The organism is Roseobacter sp. N2S (genome assembly GCF_031454055.1).
Classification (GTDB): domain Bacteria; phylum Pseudomonadota; class Alphaproteobacteria; order Rhodobacterales; family Rhodobacteraceae; genus Amylibacter.
Window position 1 is genome coordinate 343980 of sequence record NZ_JAVDQB010000002.1, and the last position, 17516, is coordinate 361495.

Here is a 17516-nt window from a genome sequence, read left to right on the forward strand (position 1 = left end):
CCCCCTAGCTTTTCGCGACAGTGTTAGCCAGCGTCTGCCCAGTCAGGCGCAGCCCGATCCAGACAACGATGGAGGTGAAGGCCAGCAACAAGAACCCGAAGGCCGCGCCGGATTCCCAGTTGAACCGCGTGATGAACTGGTCGTAAATCTGTTCGGTAAACCAGCTTGAATTCTTGCCTCCCAACAGGATCGGCGTCAGATAGCTGCCAGCGGTCATCATAAACACCACGATACAGCCAGACACGATGCCGGGCATAGCATAGGGCACAATGATGCGGCGCAGCACAGTGAACCCGTTGCCCCCCAGATTATACCCCGCCTCAATCATCGCATTGTCCATCCCATCCAGTGTAGACACCAGCGGCACGATCATGAACAGGATCACGGTATAGACCAAGCCGATGATCACAGTGATATCATTATAAAGGAATTCAATTGGCTGGTCGGTGATGCCGCTCCAGATCAGGAAACTGGAAATCACGCCGGTTTCGCGCAGCAGCAAAATCCAGCCAAAAGCGCGGATCAGGTCGCTGACCCAAAGCGGGATCAGACACAGCAAAAACAACGCCCCGCGGGATCGTTTCCCTGCGATTTTCGCGATGTAATAGGCAATAGGAAAACCGATGATCAGCGCCAGCACTGTCACCAGAATAGACATAGACCCTGTGCGCAGCAGCGTATTCCAGTAGATTGGTTCATTGATGAAATCAATGTAGTTGCCAAAACCGAATTCATAGACCCGAGGCGCTACTTTTTCCCGCAAGGACAGCACCACCATCCCCATATGGGGCAGGATAATCAGCAGCGCAATCCACAGCGCAAACGGCGCGAACAGCAGGATCAGGGAAAGGCGTTTGATGTCAGACTGCATATCGCCCCCTTACGCCGCAAAACACATGGTTTGTTTGGCAGACCAAACAAGTGTGACGTCATCCCCCGCCCGCAGATCATCGGGGCCGCCTGTGACGACCACATCGGCCTCGATCAGTTCACCGACGGGACCGCGAACCAGCACGCGACTGTTGGCACCGTTGAACAGAACGGAATCCACGCGGCCTTGAAGGGTGTTTTTATTGGCGGTTTTTTCTGTATCAGTCATCAGCGCCGACTTGCGGGCTTTGATGAATTCGGGGCGCACAAAGATGCTGACCGATTGCCCAGCGCTGAACGGGCCTGCAACGGCGCGTTTGCTGATCATGCTTAGACCCGCATCGGTTTCCACCTTGAAACTGTCACCGTCTGTGGCGCTGACCTTGCCCGCCCAGCGGTTTGAATCCCCCACAAACCCCGCCACAAACGATGTGTTGGGCTTGTGGTACAGGTCTTCGGGGCGGCCGATCTGTTCAAAGCGGCCTTCATTCATGATGGCCACATGATCGGACATCACCAAGGCTTCGGATTGGTCGTGGGTGATGTAAATAAACGTGGTGTTGAACTGGTGTTGCAGCAGCTTTAGTTCAATCTTCATGGCCTCGCGCAGTTTCAGATCCAGCGCGCCAAGGGGTTCGTCCAGCAACAAAACATCAGGGTCCATCACCATGCAGCGCGCAATGGCGATGCGTTGTTTTTGTCCGCCTGACAGCTGATGAATTTCGCGGCTGCCCACATCGGGCAGCGCAATCCGTTCCAGCACATCTTTCACCTTGCGTTCAATTTCGGATTTTTCCGTGCCAATGCAGCGCAGCCCGTAGGCGATATTTTCCTGCACGTTCATCATCGGGAACAGGGCCAGATGCTGGAACACCATCTTGACGTTGCGCTTGTTGGGCGGCGTGTTCAGCACCGATTTACCTTTGATCTGGATGTCCCCCGAGCTGGGGTCTTCAAAACCGGCGATCATCCGCATCAAAGTGGTCTTGCCGCAGCCAGACGGGCCGAGGATCGAAAAGAACGAGCCTTTGGGGATTTTAAAAGACACATCATCCACCGCACGCACCGCGCCGAAATTCTTGTGGATATTGGTGCATTCCAGATCATAGGCCTGATCTTTGATTTGATCTGTGGGGATGGCGTCGGTCATTCAGAATTCCAAGTGTCTGCGGTTGGATAAAATAAGGGCGGCGTCTTGCAAAACGCCGCCCTTAAAGGAGTTTGGTTTAGCCGCCAGTCGCCGCTTTAATTTTTTCCAGTGTTTTGCCTTCCATGTCTTCAACGCCAGCAGGAATGTTGGCAAAGAATTTCAGGTTGGCGATATCCGCATCAGTGAAGGATGCTTCAACCGCTGCACGTTTGTCGTCAGGCAACAGGCCAAGCCCGCCTTTAACAGCCGCAATTGCGCCCGTGCTGCCGGACATGATTGTCACGTTTTCAGGCTCCAACACAAAATTGATCCACTTATAAGCCGCATCATCCGCTTTACCTTTGCGTGGCAGTGCGAACGTGTCGATCCACGCCAAAGCACCAGTTGCCGGTGGCACAAACACGATGTTCGGGTCTTGGGCAAACAGTTTATAGGCGGTGGAATCCCATGTTTCAGACGCCACAATTTCGCCAGACAACATCATCGCAGACAGATCATCGCCGCCTTTCCAATAGGCTTTGATATTGGCTTTACACGCGATCAGGTTTTCAGCCACTTCGTCCAGAATTTTCTGGTATTCGTCCAGATCGGCATAAGCTGCAAACGGGTCATGCCCCATGGCAAAGGCAGTCCCCAGCAGAATTGTCCGCTTCAGACGCATGGAAGTTTTGCCTGCATATTTCGGATTACACAGATCGTCCCAGCCCTTAAAATCAGGCGCCACGGATTTATTCGCCATCAGGCCGGATGTGCCCCATTGGTGCGGCACGGCATAGACTTCGCCGTCGATGGTTGTGTTGGCTTTCACACCGTCGAGCAGGTTGGCTTCCATCACCGATGTATCAATCTTGGACAGGTCCATCGGTTTGTAGATGTCATATTCCAACTGGGCCGCATGGATACGGTCATGGCTTGGCTGTGCCAGGTCAAACCCTGCCCCGCCCGTTGCACGCAGCTTGGCGATCATTTCCTCGTTGTTGGAAAAGGTCACTTCCACGTCAATGTCGGGATAGCGTTCTTCGAATTTTTGAACCAGTTCGTCCGGGGCATAAGACCCCCAAGTCAACAGTCGCAAGGTTTCGGCATGGGCAAAAGATGCGGTACTCAGCATCATAGCCGCCATGAGGCCGGTGATTTTAAATTTATGTTTCATAACGTACTCCCTGAAGTGTCAACGCGGCAGCCTCGGGTGCGGCAGCGTCGGGTTTTGATATGGCGCAATGTGACCTTAGAAAGGGATTGGACTGCGACTCATATCCATTGCGGAATTCTTATCAGACCAATTTGTAACAGGATTAAATATTCAGAGCCGGTAATCCAGATAAAATTTTGATCCCTGCCTGAATGTCATCGGGGTTGGCACTGCCAAAGCCAAGCACGACACCCTTTTGTGTAATGGGTTCCAGACAATAGCGGGCCAGCGGAGCGGTTGTGATGTTACGCGCGGCGGCTTGGGCTACCAGTTGAGGTTCATCCACCCTTGCGTCCAGATAGGCCGTGGTGTGAAAGCCGCTGCTAGTAGGTTGCACCCGAATTGTGGGTGGCAGGGACTTAGCCGCCAGCATCAGCACATCATACCGCGCCTTATACAGCCGCCGCATCATGCGGATATGGGTGGCGAACTGGCCTTCATCCATGAAATCCGAAACAATCGCCTGTGTGGACGTGGGCGGGCTGCTGATCCAGCTGGTGAACACGCTGTCAAACACATCCACCAGACTGTCAGGCGCCAGAATGAACCCCAGCCGCAAGGACGGGAACAGGGTTTTGGAAAACGTTCCCACATAGATCACCCGATCCTGCGTATCTATACTTTTTAACGCGGGTTGCGCCCGTTCGGAAAAGTGAAATTCGCCGTCATAGTCATCTTCGACAATCATAGCTTGCGCAGAGTTGGCCGCATCCAGCAGTTCCAACCGACGGGCCAGTGACATCACATGCCCAAGCGGTTGCTGGTGGGACGGCGTGACAAAGGCCAGCCTGAAATCTGGCGCACGGCGCAGGCCCTCGGCCACATCCAGCCCGTTCTGATCCACAGGCACAGGCACCAGCTTTGCCCCGTTGGCCACCAGCGCATTGCCCGCCCCCACAGCGCCCGGGTTTTCATACCAAACCTGATCGCCGCTGTTCAGCAGCATCCGCCCGATCAGCGAAAACGCCTGCTGCGCCCCGCCGGTGATAAAAATCTGCTCGGGCTGGCAGCGAATTCCGCGCGCCGCGTTCAGATGACTGGCGATAGACCTGCGCAGCCGTTGCAGGCCTTGGGGCTGGCCATAGCCCATGATTTCATCCCGCCCGCCGCGCAGATGGCGGGCAGAGATGCGGGACCAATGGGCCATGGGAAAGGCCTCTAGTGCGGGCAGCGCGGTCACAAAGGCGCAGCTTTTATGGGGAAGCCGCTGGCGTGGATTAAAGTTGCCCAGCGCTTGGGTAAACCTGTCAGACAGGCGCGGCGCGGCCAGTTCCGATTGATCCGGATCAGGCGCGCTGCTTGGCCGCTGCAAATCCAGCACATCACTGACAAAGGTCCCTGCCCCGACCTTTGACACCAACATCCCCTCGGAGGTCAGGCGATCAATCGCATCAATCACCGTGGTGCGTGACACGCCGATTTCTTTGGCAAGCGTGCGGCTGGCAGGCAATCGGTTCCCCGCCCCCAAGCCCCCCGTCAGGATAATATCGCGCAGCCCCATATACAGTTGCACACTGATCTTTTTGTCCGATCCCCGTTCAATCCGGATCGAGGATAACAACGCGCCTGCCTGTTTCTTCATCGCGCACCTTTGGAATATTGGACCAGCATAATTGCCATAATGGACCTATTGTATGGTCCAATTTCCGCTATCGTCAACGCTGAACATTTTGCCAAGTTGCCTGCGGAGCCCTCCCCATGAAAATCAAGTCTATCGAGACATTCACCACTGAATACGTCTGTTTTACCCGTGTCACAGACGAAAGTGGCGCACAGGGCTGGGGTCAGGTCGCCCCCTATTACGCTGACATCACCGCGCAGGTTTTGCACCGTCAGGTGGCGCCTTACGCGCTGGGCATGGACGCCTATGACATTGACGCGATCCTTGATCTGGTGCGCGACCGTGAACACAAATTCCCCGGCTCCTACCTGCGCCGCGCCATGGGGGGCCTGGACACGGCACTGTGGGATTTACGCGGCAAGGTAGAAGGCAAACCTGTCTGTGCCCTGCTTGGCGGCACGCCCGGCACCTTCCGCGCCTATGCGTCATCCATGAAGCGCGACATCACCCCTGCGGATGAGGCAGACCGCCTGCTGCGGCTGCGCGATAAAAACGGCTTTGACGCCTTTAAGTTCCGCATAGGGGCCGAGGTGGGTCGCGATCAGGACGAATGGCCGGGCCGCACCGAAGAAATCATCCCTACCATGCGCCGCGCGATGGGCGATGATGTGGCGCTGCTGGTGGATGCCAATTCCTGCTATTCCCCCAAACGCGCCATTGAGGTGGGTAAAATCCTGATCGACAACGGCATCTCCCACTTTGAAGAACCCTGCCCCTATTGGGAGTTCGCCCAGACCAAACAGGTCACAGATGCGCTGGATCTGGATATTACGGGGGGCGAACAGGACTGTATGATGGGCAGTTGGCGCGATATGATTGACGGGCGGATTGTGGATGTGGTGCAGCCCGATGTGCTGTATCTGGGGGGGATGTCACGCACCATGCGGGTGGCAAAAATGGCCGCCGATGCAGGGATTCCCGTCACCCCCCACGCGGCAAACCTGTCGCTGGTGACCCTGTTCACCATGCATCTTTTACGCGCCATCCCGAACGCAGGTAAATATCTGGAATTTTCAATCGAAGGACTGGATTACTACCCGTGGCAGGACAAGCTGTTCACCCACGACCCTTATGAAATCCGCGATGGCAAAGCCACCGTTACGGATGCACCGGGCTGGGGAATAGAGATCAATCCCGAGTGGCTTGATAAAGCCGCCTATCACAAGACCGAAGCAGAAAGCTAAGCCGCGCTACTCCCAAGGGGGCACATAAAAGGACGCCTTGATCTGGTCCATTACAACAGTGGTTTTAAAACCTTTGATATCAGGGTTGTCGTATAGGAATTTACGGGTAAATTCCTCATATTCCTTGATATCTTTGGCGCTGATGATCAGCACAAAATCACTGTCCCCTGTCACGTAATAGGCGCTCATGACGATAGGTTCATCGCGCACCGCCTTTTTGAAATGGTCAATAATATCGGATCGGTCCCGTTCCAGCTGGACCGACACAATCATAATCAGCGTGCGCCCCACATCCGCCCCTGAAATGATCGAAATATCCCCCTTGATGATCTTGTCCTTGCGCAACCTGTTCAACCTGCGCTGCGCTGAAGTGGGCGAGAGGCCGATCCGTTCTGCCAGTTGAGTCGAGGTCAGTTGGTTGTTCTGCTGCACCTCATGCAGAATTTTGCGGTCAAGATCATCCAAAACAGTTGTTTTCGCGGCCATTTCATCAATCCTTGCATAAATTAGGCGTAAACCATGCAGCTTTGCATCATTTCAGCACGAACCATTGATAGGATGCGCGCAACATAAATGAAAGGGCGCGATATGCTGAACAATGACCAACTGGCCGAATGGGACCGCGAGAATTTCTTCCATCCCTCCACACATCTGGCACAACACGCACGGGGCGAAACCCCGACACGGGTGATCAGCAGCGGCGATGGCGTTCACATCACAGATCGCGACGGACGCCGGATGCTGGACGCCTTTGCGGGGCTGTACTGTGTGAATGTGGGCTACGGGCGCACCGAAATCGCCGAGGCGATTTCCAAACAGGCCCACGAGCTGGCCTATTACCATTCCTACGTGGGTCACGGCACCGAGGCCTCTATCACCCTGTCCAAAATGATTCTGGACCGCGCGCCTGACAATATGTCCAAAGTCTATTTCGGGCAAAGCGGGTCGGACGCCAACGAGACCAACATCAAACTGGTCTGGTATTACAACAACATCCTTGGCCGCCCCGAAAAGAAAAAGATCATCTCACGCTGGCGGGGGTATCACGGGTCTGGCCTGATGACGGGGTCACTGACGGGTCTGGAACTGTTCCACAACAAATTCGACCTGCCCCTGTCCCAAGTGGTTCACACCGAAGCGCCGTATTACCTGCGCCGCAAAGATACCGCCATGACAGAAGCCGAATTCGCCGCCGATTGCGCCGCGAAACTGGAAGAACTAATCCTTGCCGAAGGGCCAGACACAGTCGCCGCCTTTATCGGTGAACCGGTGCTTGGCACAGGCGGCATCGTCCCCCCACCCGAAGGCTATTGGGCTGCCATCCAAGCTGTGTTGAAAAAATACGACATCCTGCTGATTGCAGATGAAGTGGTCACAGGCTTTGGTCGCCTTGGCACCATGTTCGGGTCGGACCACTACGGCATTGAAGCGGATATCATCACCATCGCCAAGGGCCTGACCTCGGCTTATGCGCCGCTGTCAGGGTCAATCGTTTCAGATAAGGTCTGGAAAGTGCTGGAAAACGGCACCGATGAAAACGGTCCCATCGGCCACGGCTGGACCTATTCCGCACACCCCATCGGCGCGGCGGCGGGTGTGGCCAACCTGAAACTGATCGACGACATGGGACTGGTCGCAAATGCGGGCACCACGGGCGCTTATCTGAAAAAAGCGCTGACAGAGGCGCTGGCGGATCACCCGAATGTGGCGCAAGTGCGCGGCGAGGGTCTGATGTGCGCGGTAGAATTTGCCGACACCACCGAACCGCTGGGCTTCTTCGACCCTGCCCGCAAAATCGGCTACGGCATTTCCGCCGCCATGGCCAGCCGCGATGTGATCGCACGGGCCATGCCGCAGGGCGACATCATCGGTTTCGCCCCGCCGCTCTGCATCACCCCGGCCGAGGTTGACCACGTGGTCGGCGTTACAGTGGAAGCGGTTCAGGAAGTTCTGGGCTAAACCCTCCATATAAAAAGAAAAAGGCGCAGCCCGTGCATCGGACTGCGCCTTTTTTTGTTTCAGGTGACTTATTTCCCGCCTATTGCGTCACAGCCCAGCCGCGGCCTGCGGCGACTTGTAGGGTGATCCAGCTGTTTGCCAGTTTTTGCACGGATGCCGCCACCGACAACCGCGAACTGGCCCGCGAGCGTTCTGCGTCAAGCAATGTCAGCAGCGTTGTGGTGCCTGCGGAATAGGTGACCTGCGACAGTTCAACAGCACGGGAATAGGATGCGGATGCGGCCTGTTGTGCGGCCAAAGCGCGGCGGTTGCGCAGATAGCTGCTTTGGGCGGATTGAGTTTCCTGCACCGCTGACAGAACCTGTGCTCGCCAGCTTAGCTCGGCCTGACGGGCCTGACTGATTGCCGCATCGCGATTGGCGCGCAGGACGGTCTGGTTGGCGATGGGCAGTGTGATGCTGGGGCCAAAACTCCATGTGTTGCTGCCAGATGCGGTGACCGTGCCAGACAGAGACACCGACGGATACAGCGCGGCCTCTGCCACACCGACAGAGGCGACGGCGGCGGCAAAGTTCCGTTCTGCAGAGCGTACATCGGGGCGGTTGCGCAGCAAATCAGCGGGAACGCCCGCTTTGCTGCCAGTCCTTGGACGGGGCTGGGCTGCGCCTTTTTGCAATTCAGCAAACAACGGGGCGGCGGGTTCGGTCAACAATGTTGCGATGGCGTAAACCGAGGTGTTAAAGCCGCTTTCCAGATCCGGCAAGGCGGCGCGAGCCTCTTGCAGCAGGGCTTGGGCCTGTATGCTGTCCAGTTCGGTGGCTGTACCTGCATTGGCTTGATCCCCGACCAAACCCAAAGTGCGTTCGCGTGTGGCTATGGTTTGACGGGTCAAAGCCAATGCCTCTTGGTAGTAGCGGGCATCCACATAGGCGCCAGCCAGACTGGCCAGAAACGCCAGACGCGCGGTGCCCACATCGTAATTGGCCGCATCATATTGGGCGCGGGCCTGTTGAATGGCACGGCGCTGACCGCCAAACATATCCAGCACCAGCCCAGCATTCACCGCAACGCTATTGGTGGTTGCGGTGCCTACGCCTGCTCCGCCAGTATGGGTTGAAGCCCCCGTCACCCCACCGCTGGTGGCAGCGGCAAAGCCACTGCCGCTAAGCACGGCGCGGGTTTCTTCAATCCGCTCTAGCGCAGACTGGATGGACAGGTTTTGCGACAGACCACGATTGACCAGCGAATTCAGCCGCGCGTCACCCAGATCGCGCCACCACTGGACTTGGGTCAGGTTCCCACCGCCCGCCGTGCCGCCCTCGACAAAGCTGGACGCGGTGTTGATTGCGGGTGGCGTGTAATCAGGCCCGACTGCCGTACATGCAGACAGAACAAAGGGAAAAATCACCACAGCAAAGGGGGTTGTTTTCATTGTCGTTATACCTTTTGAGATGTGTTTTTACGTTTGGTAAGGCGGCGCACCACCACATAGAAAGCGGGAACTGCAAAGATACCGATTACAGTTGCCGTCATCATGCCCCCCAGGACGCCGATACCGATTGATTTTTGGGCCGCAGCCCCTGCCCCTGTGGCGGTTGCCAGTGGCAAAACCCCCAGCATAAAGGCCAGCGAGGTCATCAGGATCGGGCGCAGCCTCTGGCGCGCCGCATCCGATGCCGCTTGCAGCGTGCTCATACCGCTGTTTTCCAGATCGCGGGCGAATTCCACGATCAAAATAGCGTTTTTCGCCGCCAGCCCGATTGTGGTCAGCAAGCCCACCTTGAAATAAACGTCATTGGATTGTGCAAAAGCCCAAGTGGCCAGCAAAGCGCCGAACACCCCCACAGGCACCGCCAGCATGACCGAAAACGGAATTGACCAGCTTTCATAAAGGGCGGCCAGACATAGGAAAACCACCAGCACGGACAGGGCATACAGATAAGGCGCCTGATTGCCCGACTGACGTTCCTGATAAGACAATCCAGTCCATGCGGCGCCATAGCCACCGGGCAAATCTGCGACCAAGGCTTCCATCTGGTTCATCGCCTCTCCCGAACTGGACCCAACCGCCTGCGAGCCGGAAATTTCAATGGCGTTGGACCCATCCATGCGCACCAGACGGTTGGCAACCGGTTGCCAGCTGGTGGTGATAAAGGATGGGAATGGCACCATTTCCCCCGCAGAGTTACGGGCATACCAGCCATCAATATCTTCAGGTTGCATGCGGAATTTGGCTTCGGATTCAACGATCACAGGGCGCAAGGACGACCCCAGCACAAAATCATTCACCTCGCGGCCAGAGAAAATAATCGACAGCATTGCGTTCACATCGGACAGGCTCAGCCCGAAACTTTCGGCTTTTTGCTGATCAATGTCGATGCGCAGGGCGGCACTTTCGTTTTCGCCGTTGGTGCGCACGTTTTGCAAGCTGCTGACCTCTGCGGCGGAACTGACCAGTTGTGCGGCGGCGGCGTTCAATGCCTCGGTTCCACTGCCAGATTGATCCACCAGATACATGGAAAACCCGGCCGAGTTGCCTAGGCCCTGGATCGCAGGCGGTTGCAGGAAGAAAATCTGCCCTGCCCGATAGCCTGCGAAATGACGGTTCGCCCGCGCCGCAATCGCCGAAGCGGCCAATTCATCGGTGGTGCGTTCTTCAAAGTCTTTCAGTTTCACAAAGGCAAAAGCCGAGTTTTGACCGCTGCTGCTGAACGAAAACCCCAACACCGAATAGACCGAGGCAACGCCCTCGGATTCCTCGCTGCGCATATAGGCTTCGATATCGTCCAGCGCCACTTTGGTTTGTTGGGTTGTGGCCCCGTCCTGCAAAGACACCATCGCCATCAACACGCCCTGATCCTCGGACGGAAGAAACGAAGATGTCAGTCTGGAATACAGTTCAGCTGCGCCAAAACACAGGCCGATCAGCACAAAAAACATCACAATTGGGCGGCGCAGGATGCGATTGACAATGCCGCCGTAGCCATTGGTCATTTTGTCAAAGTTGCGGTTGAACCAGCGCGCGGGGGCGACGGCTTTGTCCTTGTCATGGGGGCGCAACATGCTGGCGCATAGTGCGGGCGTCAGGATCAGCGCAACAGCCGCCGACAGGATCATCGCCGTGATAATCGTGATCGAGAACTGGCGATAAATCACCCCTGTCGAGCCACCAAAAAACGCCATCGGCAGGAACACAGCAGACAGCACCAAGGCGATCCCGATTAAGGCCCCCGTGATCTGCCCCATGCTTTTTTCGGTGGCTTCAACGGGGGACAGGTTCTCTTCGTGCATGATGCGTTCGACGTTTTCCACCACGATAATGGCGTCATCCACCAGCAGACCAATGGCCAGCACCATGGCGAACATGGTCAGCGTGTTGATCGAATAGCCTGCCACCGACAGCACTGCAAATGTGCCCAGCAACACCACAGGCACCGCAATAATCGGTATCAGAGTGGCCCGCCAGTTTTGCAAGAACACAAGGATCACAATCAGCACCAGAAAGATCGCTTCGAGCAATGTGTGTTCCACCTGTTCGATGGACAGTTCCACAAAGGGCGAGGTGTCATAGGTGACGCGGATATCCACCCCTTCGGGCATAGCATTGGCCAAACCGTCCAGAACCTCGCGCACAGCCACAGCCGTTTCCACCGCATTGGCACCAGTGGCCAGATTGACAGCAAACCCCGCCGCATTGGCCCCGTTAAAGAAAGAGTTCCCGCCGTAGGATTCTTGACCGATTTCCACGCGGGCCACATCACCCAAGGTGACAGCCGCGCCGCCCACATCGGTTTTCAGCAAAATGCCCTCAAATTGCGCAACCGAGGTCAACTGGCTTTGCGCCGTGATATTCGCGGTGAACTGCTGGCCTTGCACCGTAGGTTGGTTGCCAAGCGCACCCACCGACACCGTGGTGTTCTGTGCGGCAACCGCTGCGGTCACATCTGACGGCGTAAGCTGGAATTCGGCCAGTTTCAGCGGATCAAGCCAGATCCGCATCGCATAACCAGACCCAAAAGACCGCAGCCCGCCCACACCTGTGGTGCGCTGGACAGGGCCTTCAATGGTTTCGGTGACGATATTGCCCAATTCAACAGAGTTGTATTGCCCGTCTTCGGACACCACAGCGCCGACCAAAAGGATCGACGACGAAGACCGCCGGATTGTCACGCCAGCGGTCTGCACAACCGTAGGCAGGCTCGATTCCACCTGACCCACAAGGGTTTGCACCTCGTTTTGAGCATCAATCGGTTCCACGTCATCGTCAAAGGTCAGCGTGATGCTGGATGACCCTTGGGTCGAAGTGGATTCCATATAAAGCAGGTTTTCAATGCCCGTCAGCCCATCCTCGATCACCGTTGTGACAGAGTTTTGCACCGCTTCGGCGGTGGCCCCTGAATAGGTTGCCGAAATCCGAACAGTTGTGGGAGAGATATCGGGATATTGCGACACCGGCAGTTGGGTCAGCGCAAAGCCGCCCGCAAGCATGGTAACAATGGCAAGAACCCAGGCAAAGACCGGGCGATGGATAAAGAACTTGGCCAAGGGACGGCTCCAATTCGGTTCGGATCAGGTTATTGTTTGATCTCGGTGTCTGTTTTTGTGTCGGAGACTGTTGCGGGTGTGGCTGTGGTGGTTTCAGATGTGGCTTTCACATCTACAACCAGACCGCTTTCGTCGATGGTCACAGGCACAGGCAACACTTCGGCCCCCGCTTGCAAGGTTTTCAAACCGTCAACGATGACCTGATCTCCAACTGAAATCCCGTCCTTAATGATCCAGTTGTTCTGATAGCTGCCCGTCTCGGTCAAAGCGACCTGTGCGGCTTTGCCGTCCCTTACAATCAACGCGGTCAGTGTACCGTCACTGCCCCGCTTGGTGCCCCGTTGCGGCACAAGGATCGCCTGACTTGTGCCGATGGTCACAGCTACTCGCAAGAACTGGCCCGGCAGGATTTTACGCTCTGGATTGTCGAACTGCAGGCGCAATTCCAACGCACCCGTTGTTGTAGACACCGTGGTGCCCGGGCTAACAAACGTGCCTTTACCGCCATAAACTGATCCGTCTTCAAGCGTCAGGACAACATTCATCTTATCCCCCCGCACCAAATCACCGGAATCAATCCGGTTGCGTGTCCGCAGCATCCGCGCGCTAGATTCTGTCATATCCACATAAATCGGGTCCATCCGTGTCACAGTCGCCAGTGCCGTAGTCTGATTTGCCGTAACAATCGCCCCGACCGAAATTTCAGAGACTGAAGGAATGCCTTCAATCGGGCTGCGGATTTCCGTCCCCACCAGATCTAGATTGGCAACCGTTACCGCTGATTGCGCACTGCTTAGGGTGGCGCGGGCTTGCAAAAGATCGGTTTGCGCAGCCTCCAGCTGGGCCTGTGTCACGCCAGCGCCAACCAGCGCGGAATAGCGTTCAACCGTGCGGGCGGCTGCCGCCACGGCCTCTTCTGCGCCTGCCTTTTCAGCCAGTGCAGCGCCAGCAGCCGCCGCATAGCGGTCTTTTTGCAAAGTATACATCAAGTCACCCGCCGCCAGTTTTTCACCGGGACGATAGTTCACCTGTTCGACAATACCTTCTACCGTGGGGCGGATATTTGCGGATTCAAAAGCTACGGCTCGCCCCGGCAGGGTTACCGAATACGGCACCGTCGTAGTTTGCGCCGTGACGATGCCGACCTTGACCGGCCCTTGACTGGGCATCCCCTGCGCGCTGACAGGCTCTGCACTAATATACAAGGCGGTCGCGGCCAGAATGGCACAGCTCATTGTGCAAATTTTTTGAAGATGTCTCACGTACTGCCTCTCTGCGGTCTCTCTACGATCTTTATACGTTACAAATTGCAACGTCCGTCGAATCGAATTCGTTTTTTTGCGAACTACACCAAACTTGCAGTCTCTGCAAACTTTGCGTATATCGCATAAACAAAACGTGAGAACGACTCAATGACCGAAACCCTCCGAGAACGCAGACGCAACCAGACAAGTCGAGACATCCGGATCGCGGCGCTAGAACTGTGTTTCACCGAGGGTTTTGACAAGGTCACCACAGAAGCGATCAGCACACGGGCAGGTGTCAGCCCGCGCACGTTTTTCAATTACTTCCTGAACAAAGAATCCGCAATTATTTCCCACCCGCCCGATTTCCCCCCCGAGGCGATCGAAGCATTCGTCCATGGCACAGGCCGGTTACTGGACGATCTGCGCCTTTTGATGCGCGCGCAGTTCAATCTGTTGCAGGATGATCGCAAGATGATCGACATGGTGCATGCCGTGATCCGCACCAGCGAGGTGTTGCGCGCCACCCATGAAGCCGCCATGCGCCAGCTTCAGTCAAAATTCACCGACATCATACAGCGCCGCCTGCACAATGTGCCCCGCCAGCAGATCGAAATTCTGTGCAGTATGATCCTGATCACCGTCGGGCAGGTCATGACGGACAGCCCAGACACAGACAACACGCGCGATATTGCCCTATATGTAGATGACGCGCTTGATGCGTTGGAACAGACACTCAAGCTGATTGCTTGACCCTAAGTCAGGCCGTTTTTGCGCTGCAGTTTGACAGGCAGTCGGTCCGCGCGGATGCTGAAAACTCGTATATTTTAGGCAAAATCATCACAAATTGATCCCCGAACGACACAATTAATTTGGAAACCATTGCAAAATGCAGGATATTAACTTTACCACATGCACGATAAGAACAGGGACAGGGACGTAAACGTGAAATTATTGGTTGGCAAACACGCAGGACGGAACTCTGTCTTTGCAGTACAAAACGACACGGCAACCAATCTTTCTTTATTGTCTGCGCAAGTCGGCTCTGATTTATCAGGGCTGATCAACGCGCCAGAATTGCTGGCTGAAGTTGCCGCTAAAATCCCCCGTTCTGATAAAATTGCTGTCACCGATATTATTCCCGCCCTGCCTATTGAGCGTCCTGGCAAGACGATTTGTCTGGGTCTGAACTATGTGGATCATGTGAAAGAGGGGGGATATGACATTCCCACCTACCCCGCCCTGTTTATGCGTGGCCTTGAATCCCTGATGCCCTCGGGGGCGCCTATGGTGCGGCCCAAATGCTCACACAAGCTGGACTATGAGGTAGAGTTGATGGTGATCATCGGCAAAGGCGGGCGGCATATTTCGCCTGACACAGCGCTGGATCATGTGTTTGGCTATACGGTGTTTAATGACGGCTCGGTGCGGGATTATCAGCGCAAGACCCATCAATGGACACCAGGAAAGAACTTTGACAGCACTGGCGCGATTGGTCCCTATGTTGTGACACCCGAAGATTTGCCCGCAGGGGCCAGCGGTTTGAAAATCGAATCCCGTGTGGGCACAGAAATCCTGCAAAGCGCAAATACCGAAGAAATGATGTGGCCGGTGAACAAAACCATCGCCACCATTTCCGAATTCGCCACCCTGAACCCCGGTGACATGATCGCCATGGGCACCCCGCCCGGTGTTGGGCACGCCCGCACCCCGCCGCGGTTCCTGAAACCCGGCGAAGTGATTGAGGTCGAGGTTGAGGGCATCGGCATCTGCGCGAATCCGGTGATAGACGAAGTTTAACGCCCCGTTTTTAGCGCTATCTCCTAAAGCGCCGCCTAACCCGCAGCCTAACCCACTGGAAAAAATCACAAACCACAGCCAACCACTGTGGTTTTTTCTATGGTATTTCAGGATCAAAAGCAGGGTCCAACCCGACAACAGGCGACCCCCCTGCCAAATGGCAGGGGTTCGTCATTGTATTCCATATTTGGAAAATGGTGGGCGACCCTGGAATCGAACCAGGCATGAGTCACCTCGGCGGAGTTACAGTCCACTGCCGCACCTTGCAGCGCGTCGCCCAACGCCGCCCGAAATAGCCGCGACTTTTGATGGCGTCAACCACAAATCTTGCATCTTGTGCCCCTCGCGGCACTTGCAGTGGGTCAAAGCATCTGCGACATGGGTCCAACAGGTTAAAAAGGGCGGCAGATCATGGCCAGAAATCCCAAGAAACCCACATGGGTTGTTGAAAAAGAGCGCGAAAAGCGTGGTGAAACCCCGGCAACCGTCTGGTTGTTTGGCCTTCATGCCGTGCGCGACGCCCTGATGAACCCTGCCCGCGTGAAACATCGCCTGATCCTGACGCTGAACGCACAGAGCAAACTGGAAGACGCCGTGGCCCAAGGCGGTATCACGCCCGAAATCCAGGATCCCCGCAAGTTTTCCGCGCCGATTGATGCCCAATCCGTCCATCAGGGGGCCGCTTTGGAAGTGGACCCGCTGATCTGGGGCAGCCTGTCGGAACGCTGCGCCCCGCGCGGTGAAAACCCTGTTGTGCTGTTGCTGGATCGGGTCACCGATCCCCATAACATCGGCGCGATCCTGCGCTCGGCCGAGGTTTTCGGTGCCCGCGCCGTCATCGCCCCCCATCGCCATTCCGCACCTGAAACCGGCGCTTTGGCCAAAACCGCCTCCGGTGCGCTGGAACGCCAGCCCTATTTGCGGGTGCAGAATCTGGCAACGTCGATGAAGGCGCTAAAGGAAATGGGATATTTCATCATCGGGCTGGATGGGCTTGGCGAAAGCGATCTGGCCGAAGAACTGACCAAATCCGCCAATATGCCCGTGGCGCTGGCCCTTGGTGCCGAAGGCCCCGGCCTGCGTCAACTGACCCGCGAAAGCTGTGATATCATTGCAAAAATCCGCTTTGCAGGTGGCTTTGGTTCGTTGAATGTTTCGAACGCCGCAGCCGTAGGCCTGTATGAGGCCGCCCGCCTGCGGTAAGCCAAGCTGAAACCCCTTATTCGTAAGGGTTCGTTCACAATTATATTACAAAGTCTTAACCAGAGCGATTCACGCCCTATGTATCCTTGTACGAGGCGGGTCGACTGGAACTCCCCGTCTCTGACTACTGTCCCTCGTTCCACACCTTGCGCCTGAAGCAGATGTTTCAGGCGCTTTTTTTGTGTCGCTTTTGGGATGGAGCCGCAGCTCCTGCGGCGCTATATCTCGCTTATGACAGACACTCCCAGCGATGATCTGCTGCGCCAGATCCTGACCCGCACCAAAACCATTGCCTGTATCGGCGTTTCAACGAATCCGATCCGTCCCTCCCATTATGTGGCACGCTACCTCAGCCTGCGCGGCTATCGGGTGATTCCCGTCAATCCCGCCTATGCAGGACAAGAATTGCTGGGCGAAACCGTGCGCGGGGATTTATCCGAACTGGTGGATGAAAAGATCGACATGATCGACATTTTCCGCCGATCCGAGGCAGTGCCACCAATTGTAGATCTGTCCCTAGAGCTGTTTTTGCCCAATCTGCAAACCATCTGGATGCAAATCGGTGTGCGCCACGCCGAAGCTGCCGCCAAAGCCACAGCCGCAGGCGTCACGGTAATCGAAAACCGTTGCCCTAAAATCGAATACCAACGGCTGTTCGGAGAATTGCGCAAAGGCGGATTTAATACCGGCATTATCTCTTCGCGGTTGTGAAGCGTCAAACTTTGCGCATAATCAGCGCGAAACTGAC

Annotated in this window: 14 protein-coding genes and 1 tRNA gene; 6 read left to right on the top strand and 9 right to left on the bottom strand. The window is 56.0% G+C overall.

All coding sequences use genetic code 11. The annotated features are described in order from the left end of the window. Positions 1–4: 4 nt before the first annotated feature. From GGE09_RS07515 to GGE09_RS07530, 4 genes are all read right to left on the bottom strand, one after another. A complete protein-coding gene (locus GGE09_RS07515; protein ID WP_309745484.1) occupies positions 5–871 on the bottom strand; it encodes an ABC transporter permease in 867 nt (288 codons plus the stop codon). Between the two features lie 9 nt (positions 872–880). Further along, positions 881–2020, bottom strand: coding sequence for an ABC transporter ATP-binding protein (locus tag GGE09_RS07520; protein ID WP_309745487.1), 1140 nt, complete (start codon positions 2018–2020; stop codon positions 881–883). 76 nt (positions 2021–2096) lie between these two features. After that, a complete protein-coding gene (locus GGE09_RS07525) occupies positions 2097–3173 on the bottom strand; it encodes an extracellular solute-binding protein (protein ID WP_309745489.1) in 1077 nt (358 codons plus the stop codon). Between the two features lie 142 nt (positions 3174–3315). Further along, positions 3316–4794 (bottom strand): PLP-dependent aminotransferase family protein, encoded by a 1479-nt coding sequence (locus GGE09_RS07530; protein ID WP_309745491.1) that lies wholly within the window; start codon positions 4792–4794, stop codon positions 3316–3318. Positions 4795–4910: 116 nt separating this feature from the next. Here GGE09_RS07530 and GGE09_RS07535 point away from each other — a divergent pair, with 116 nt between their 5' ends. Next, positions 4911–6017 carry a mandelate racemase/muconate lactonizing enzyme family protein gene (locus GGE09_RS07535; protein ID WP_309745492.1) on the top strand — a complete coding sequence of 369 codons (1107 nt, stop codon included), beginning with the start codon at positions 4911–4913 and terminating at the stop codon, positions 6015–6017. Positions 6018–6023: 6 nt separating this feature from the next. Here the strand turns inward: GGE09_RS07535 and GGE09_RS07540 are convergent, their stop codons facing one another. Beyond that, complete coding sequence (locus GGE09_RS07540; protein WP_309745494.1) at positions 6024–6503, bottom strand: Lrp/AsnC family transcriptional regulator; 480 nt, start codon at positions 6501–6503, stop codon at positions 6024–6026. A 102-nt stretch (positions 6504–6605) separates the two neighbouring features. Here GGE09_RS07540 and GGE09_RS07545 point away from each other — a divergent pair, with 102 nt between their 5' ends. Then, entirely contained in the window at positions 6606–7976 is a 1371-nt protein-coding gene (locus tag GGE09_RS07545; RefSeq protein ID WP_309745495.1) for an aspartate aminotransferase family protein, read from the top strand. Positions 7977–8055: 79 nt separating this feature from the next. Here the strand turns inward: GGE09_RS07545 and GGE09_RS07550 are convergent, their stop codons facing one another. The 3 genes from GGE09_RS07550 to GGE09_RS07560 are packed head-to-tail and all read right to left on the bottom strand — an operon-like array spanning position 8056 to position 13783. Further along, positions 8056–9408 carry an efflux transporter outer membrane subunit gene (locus GGE09_RS07550; protein ID WP_309745496.1) on the bottom strand — a complete coding sequence of 451 codons (1353 nt, stop codon included), beginning with the start codon at positions 9406–9408 and terminating at the stop codon, positions 8056–8058. Positions 9409–9413: 5 nt separating this feature from the next. Further along, positions 9414–12521, bottom strand: coding sequence for an efflux RND transporter permease subunit (locus GGE09_RS07555; protein WP_309745497.1), 3108 nt, complete (start codon positions 12519–12521; stop codon positions 9414–9416). Between the two features lie 29 nt (positions 12522–12550). Further along, entirely contained in the window at positions 12551–13783 is a 1233-nt protein-coding gene (locus tag GGE09_RS07560; protein ID WP_309745498.1) for an efflux RND transporter periplasmic adaptor subunit, read from the bottom strand. A 150-nt stretch (positions 13784–13933) separates the two neighbouring features. On the opposite strand from GGE09_RS07560, the gene GGE09_RS07565 reads away from it, so the two are divergent. Continuing rightward, entirely contained in the window at positions 13934–14518 is a 585-nt protein-coding gene (locus GGE09_RS07565) for a TetR/AcrR family transcriptional regulator (RefSeq protein WP_309745499.1), read from the top strand. Positions 14519–14710: 192 nt separating this feature from the next. Beyond that, a complete protein-coding gene (locus GGE09_RS07570; protein WP_309745500.1) occupies positions 14711–15565 on the top strand; it encodes a fumarylacetoacetate hydrolase family protein in 855 nt (284 codons plus the stop codon). Between the two features lie 195 nt (positions 15566–15760). Here GGE09_RS07570 and GGE09_RS07575 read toward each other — a convergent pair. Further along, positions 15761–15844: transfer RNA gene (locus tag GGE09_RS07575), tRNA-Tyr, on the bottom strand. 132 nt (positions 15845–15976) lie between these two features. Between GGE09_RS07575 and rlmB the strand changes: the two genes are divergently transcribed. Together rlmB and GGE09_RS07585 are read left to right on the top strand one after the other, a co-directional pair. Beyond that, a complete protein-coding gene (rlmB, locus tag GGE09_RS07580; RefSeq protein WP_309745501.1) occupies positions 15977–16768 on the top strand; it encodes a 23S rRNA (guanosine(2251)-2'-O)-methyltransferase RlmB in 792 nt (263 codons plus the stop codon). Positions 16769–16999: 231 nt separating this feature from the next. After that, entirely contained in the window at positions 17000–17479 is a 480-nt protein-coding gene (locus tag GGE09_RS07585) for a CoA-binding protein (RefSeq protein ID WP_309745502.1), read from the top strand. The last annotated feature ends 37 nt before the right edge of the window (positions 17480–17516 follow it).

Coding starts and splice junctions, on each gene's coding strand:
- GGE09_RS07515 (WP_309745484.1), bottom strand. CDS start 871: ATGCAGTCTGACATCAAACGCCTTTCCCTGATCCTGCTGTTCGCGCCG.
- GGE09_RS07520 (WP_309745487.1), bottom strand. CDS start 2,020: ATGACCGACGCCATCCCCACAGATCAAATCAAAGATCAGGCCTATGAT.
- GGE09_RS07525 (WP_309745489.1), bottom strand. CDS start 3,173: ATGAAACATAAATTTAAAATCACCGGCCTCATGGCGGCTATGATGCTG.
- GGE09_RS07530 (WP_309745491.1), bottom strand. CDS start 4,794: ATGAAGAAACAGGCAGGCGCGTTGTTATCCTCGATCCGGATTGAACGG.
- GGE09_RS07535 (WP_309745492.1), top strand. CDS start 4,911: ATGAAAATCAAGTCTATCGAGACATTCACCACTGAATACGTCTGTTTT.
- GGE09_RS07540 (WP_309745494.1), bottom strand. CDS start 6,503: ATGGCCGCGAAAACAACTGTTTTGGATGATCTTGACCGCAAAATTCTG.
- GGE09_RS07545 (WP_309745495.1), top strand. CDS start 6,606: ATGCTGAACAATGACCAACTGGCCGAATGGGACCGCGAGAATTTCTTC.
- GGE09_RS07550 (WP_309745496.1), bottom strand. CDS start 9,408: ATGAAAACAACCCCCTTTGCTGTGGTGATTTTTCCCTTTGTTCTGTCT.
- GGE09_RS07565 (WP_309745499.1), top strand. CDS start 13,934: ATGACCGAAACCCTCCGAGAACGCAGACGCAACCAGACAAGTCGAGAC.
- rlmB (WP_309745501.1), top strand. CDS start 15,977: ATGGCCAGAAATCCCAAGAAACCCACATGGGTTGTTGAAAAAGAGCGC.
- GGE09_RS07585 (WP_309745502.1), top strand. CDS start 17,000: ATGACAGACACTCCCAGCGATGATCTGCTGCGCCAGATCCTGACCCGC.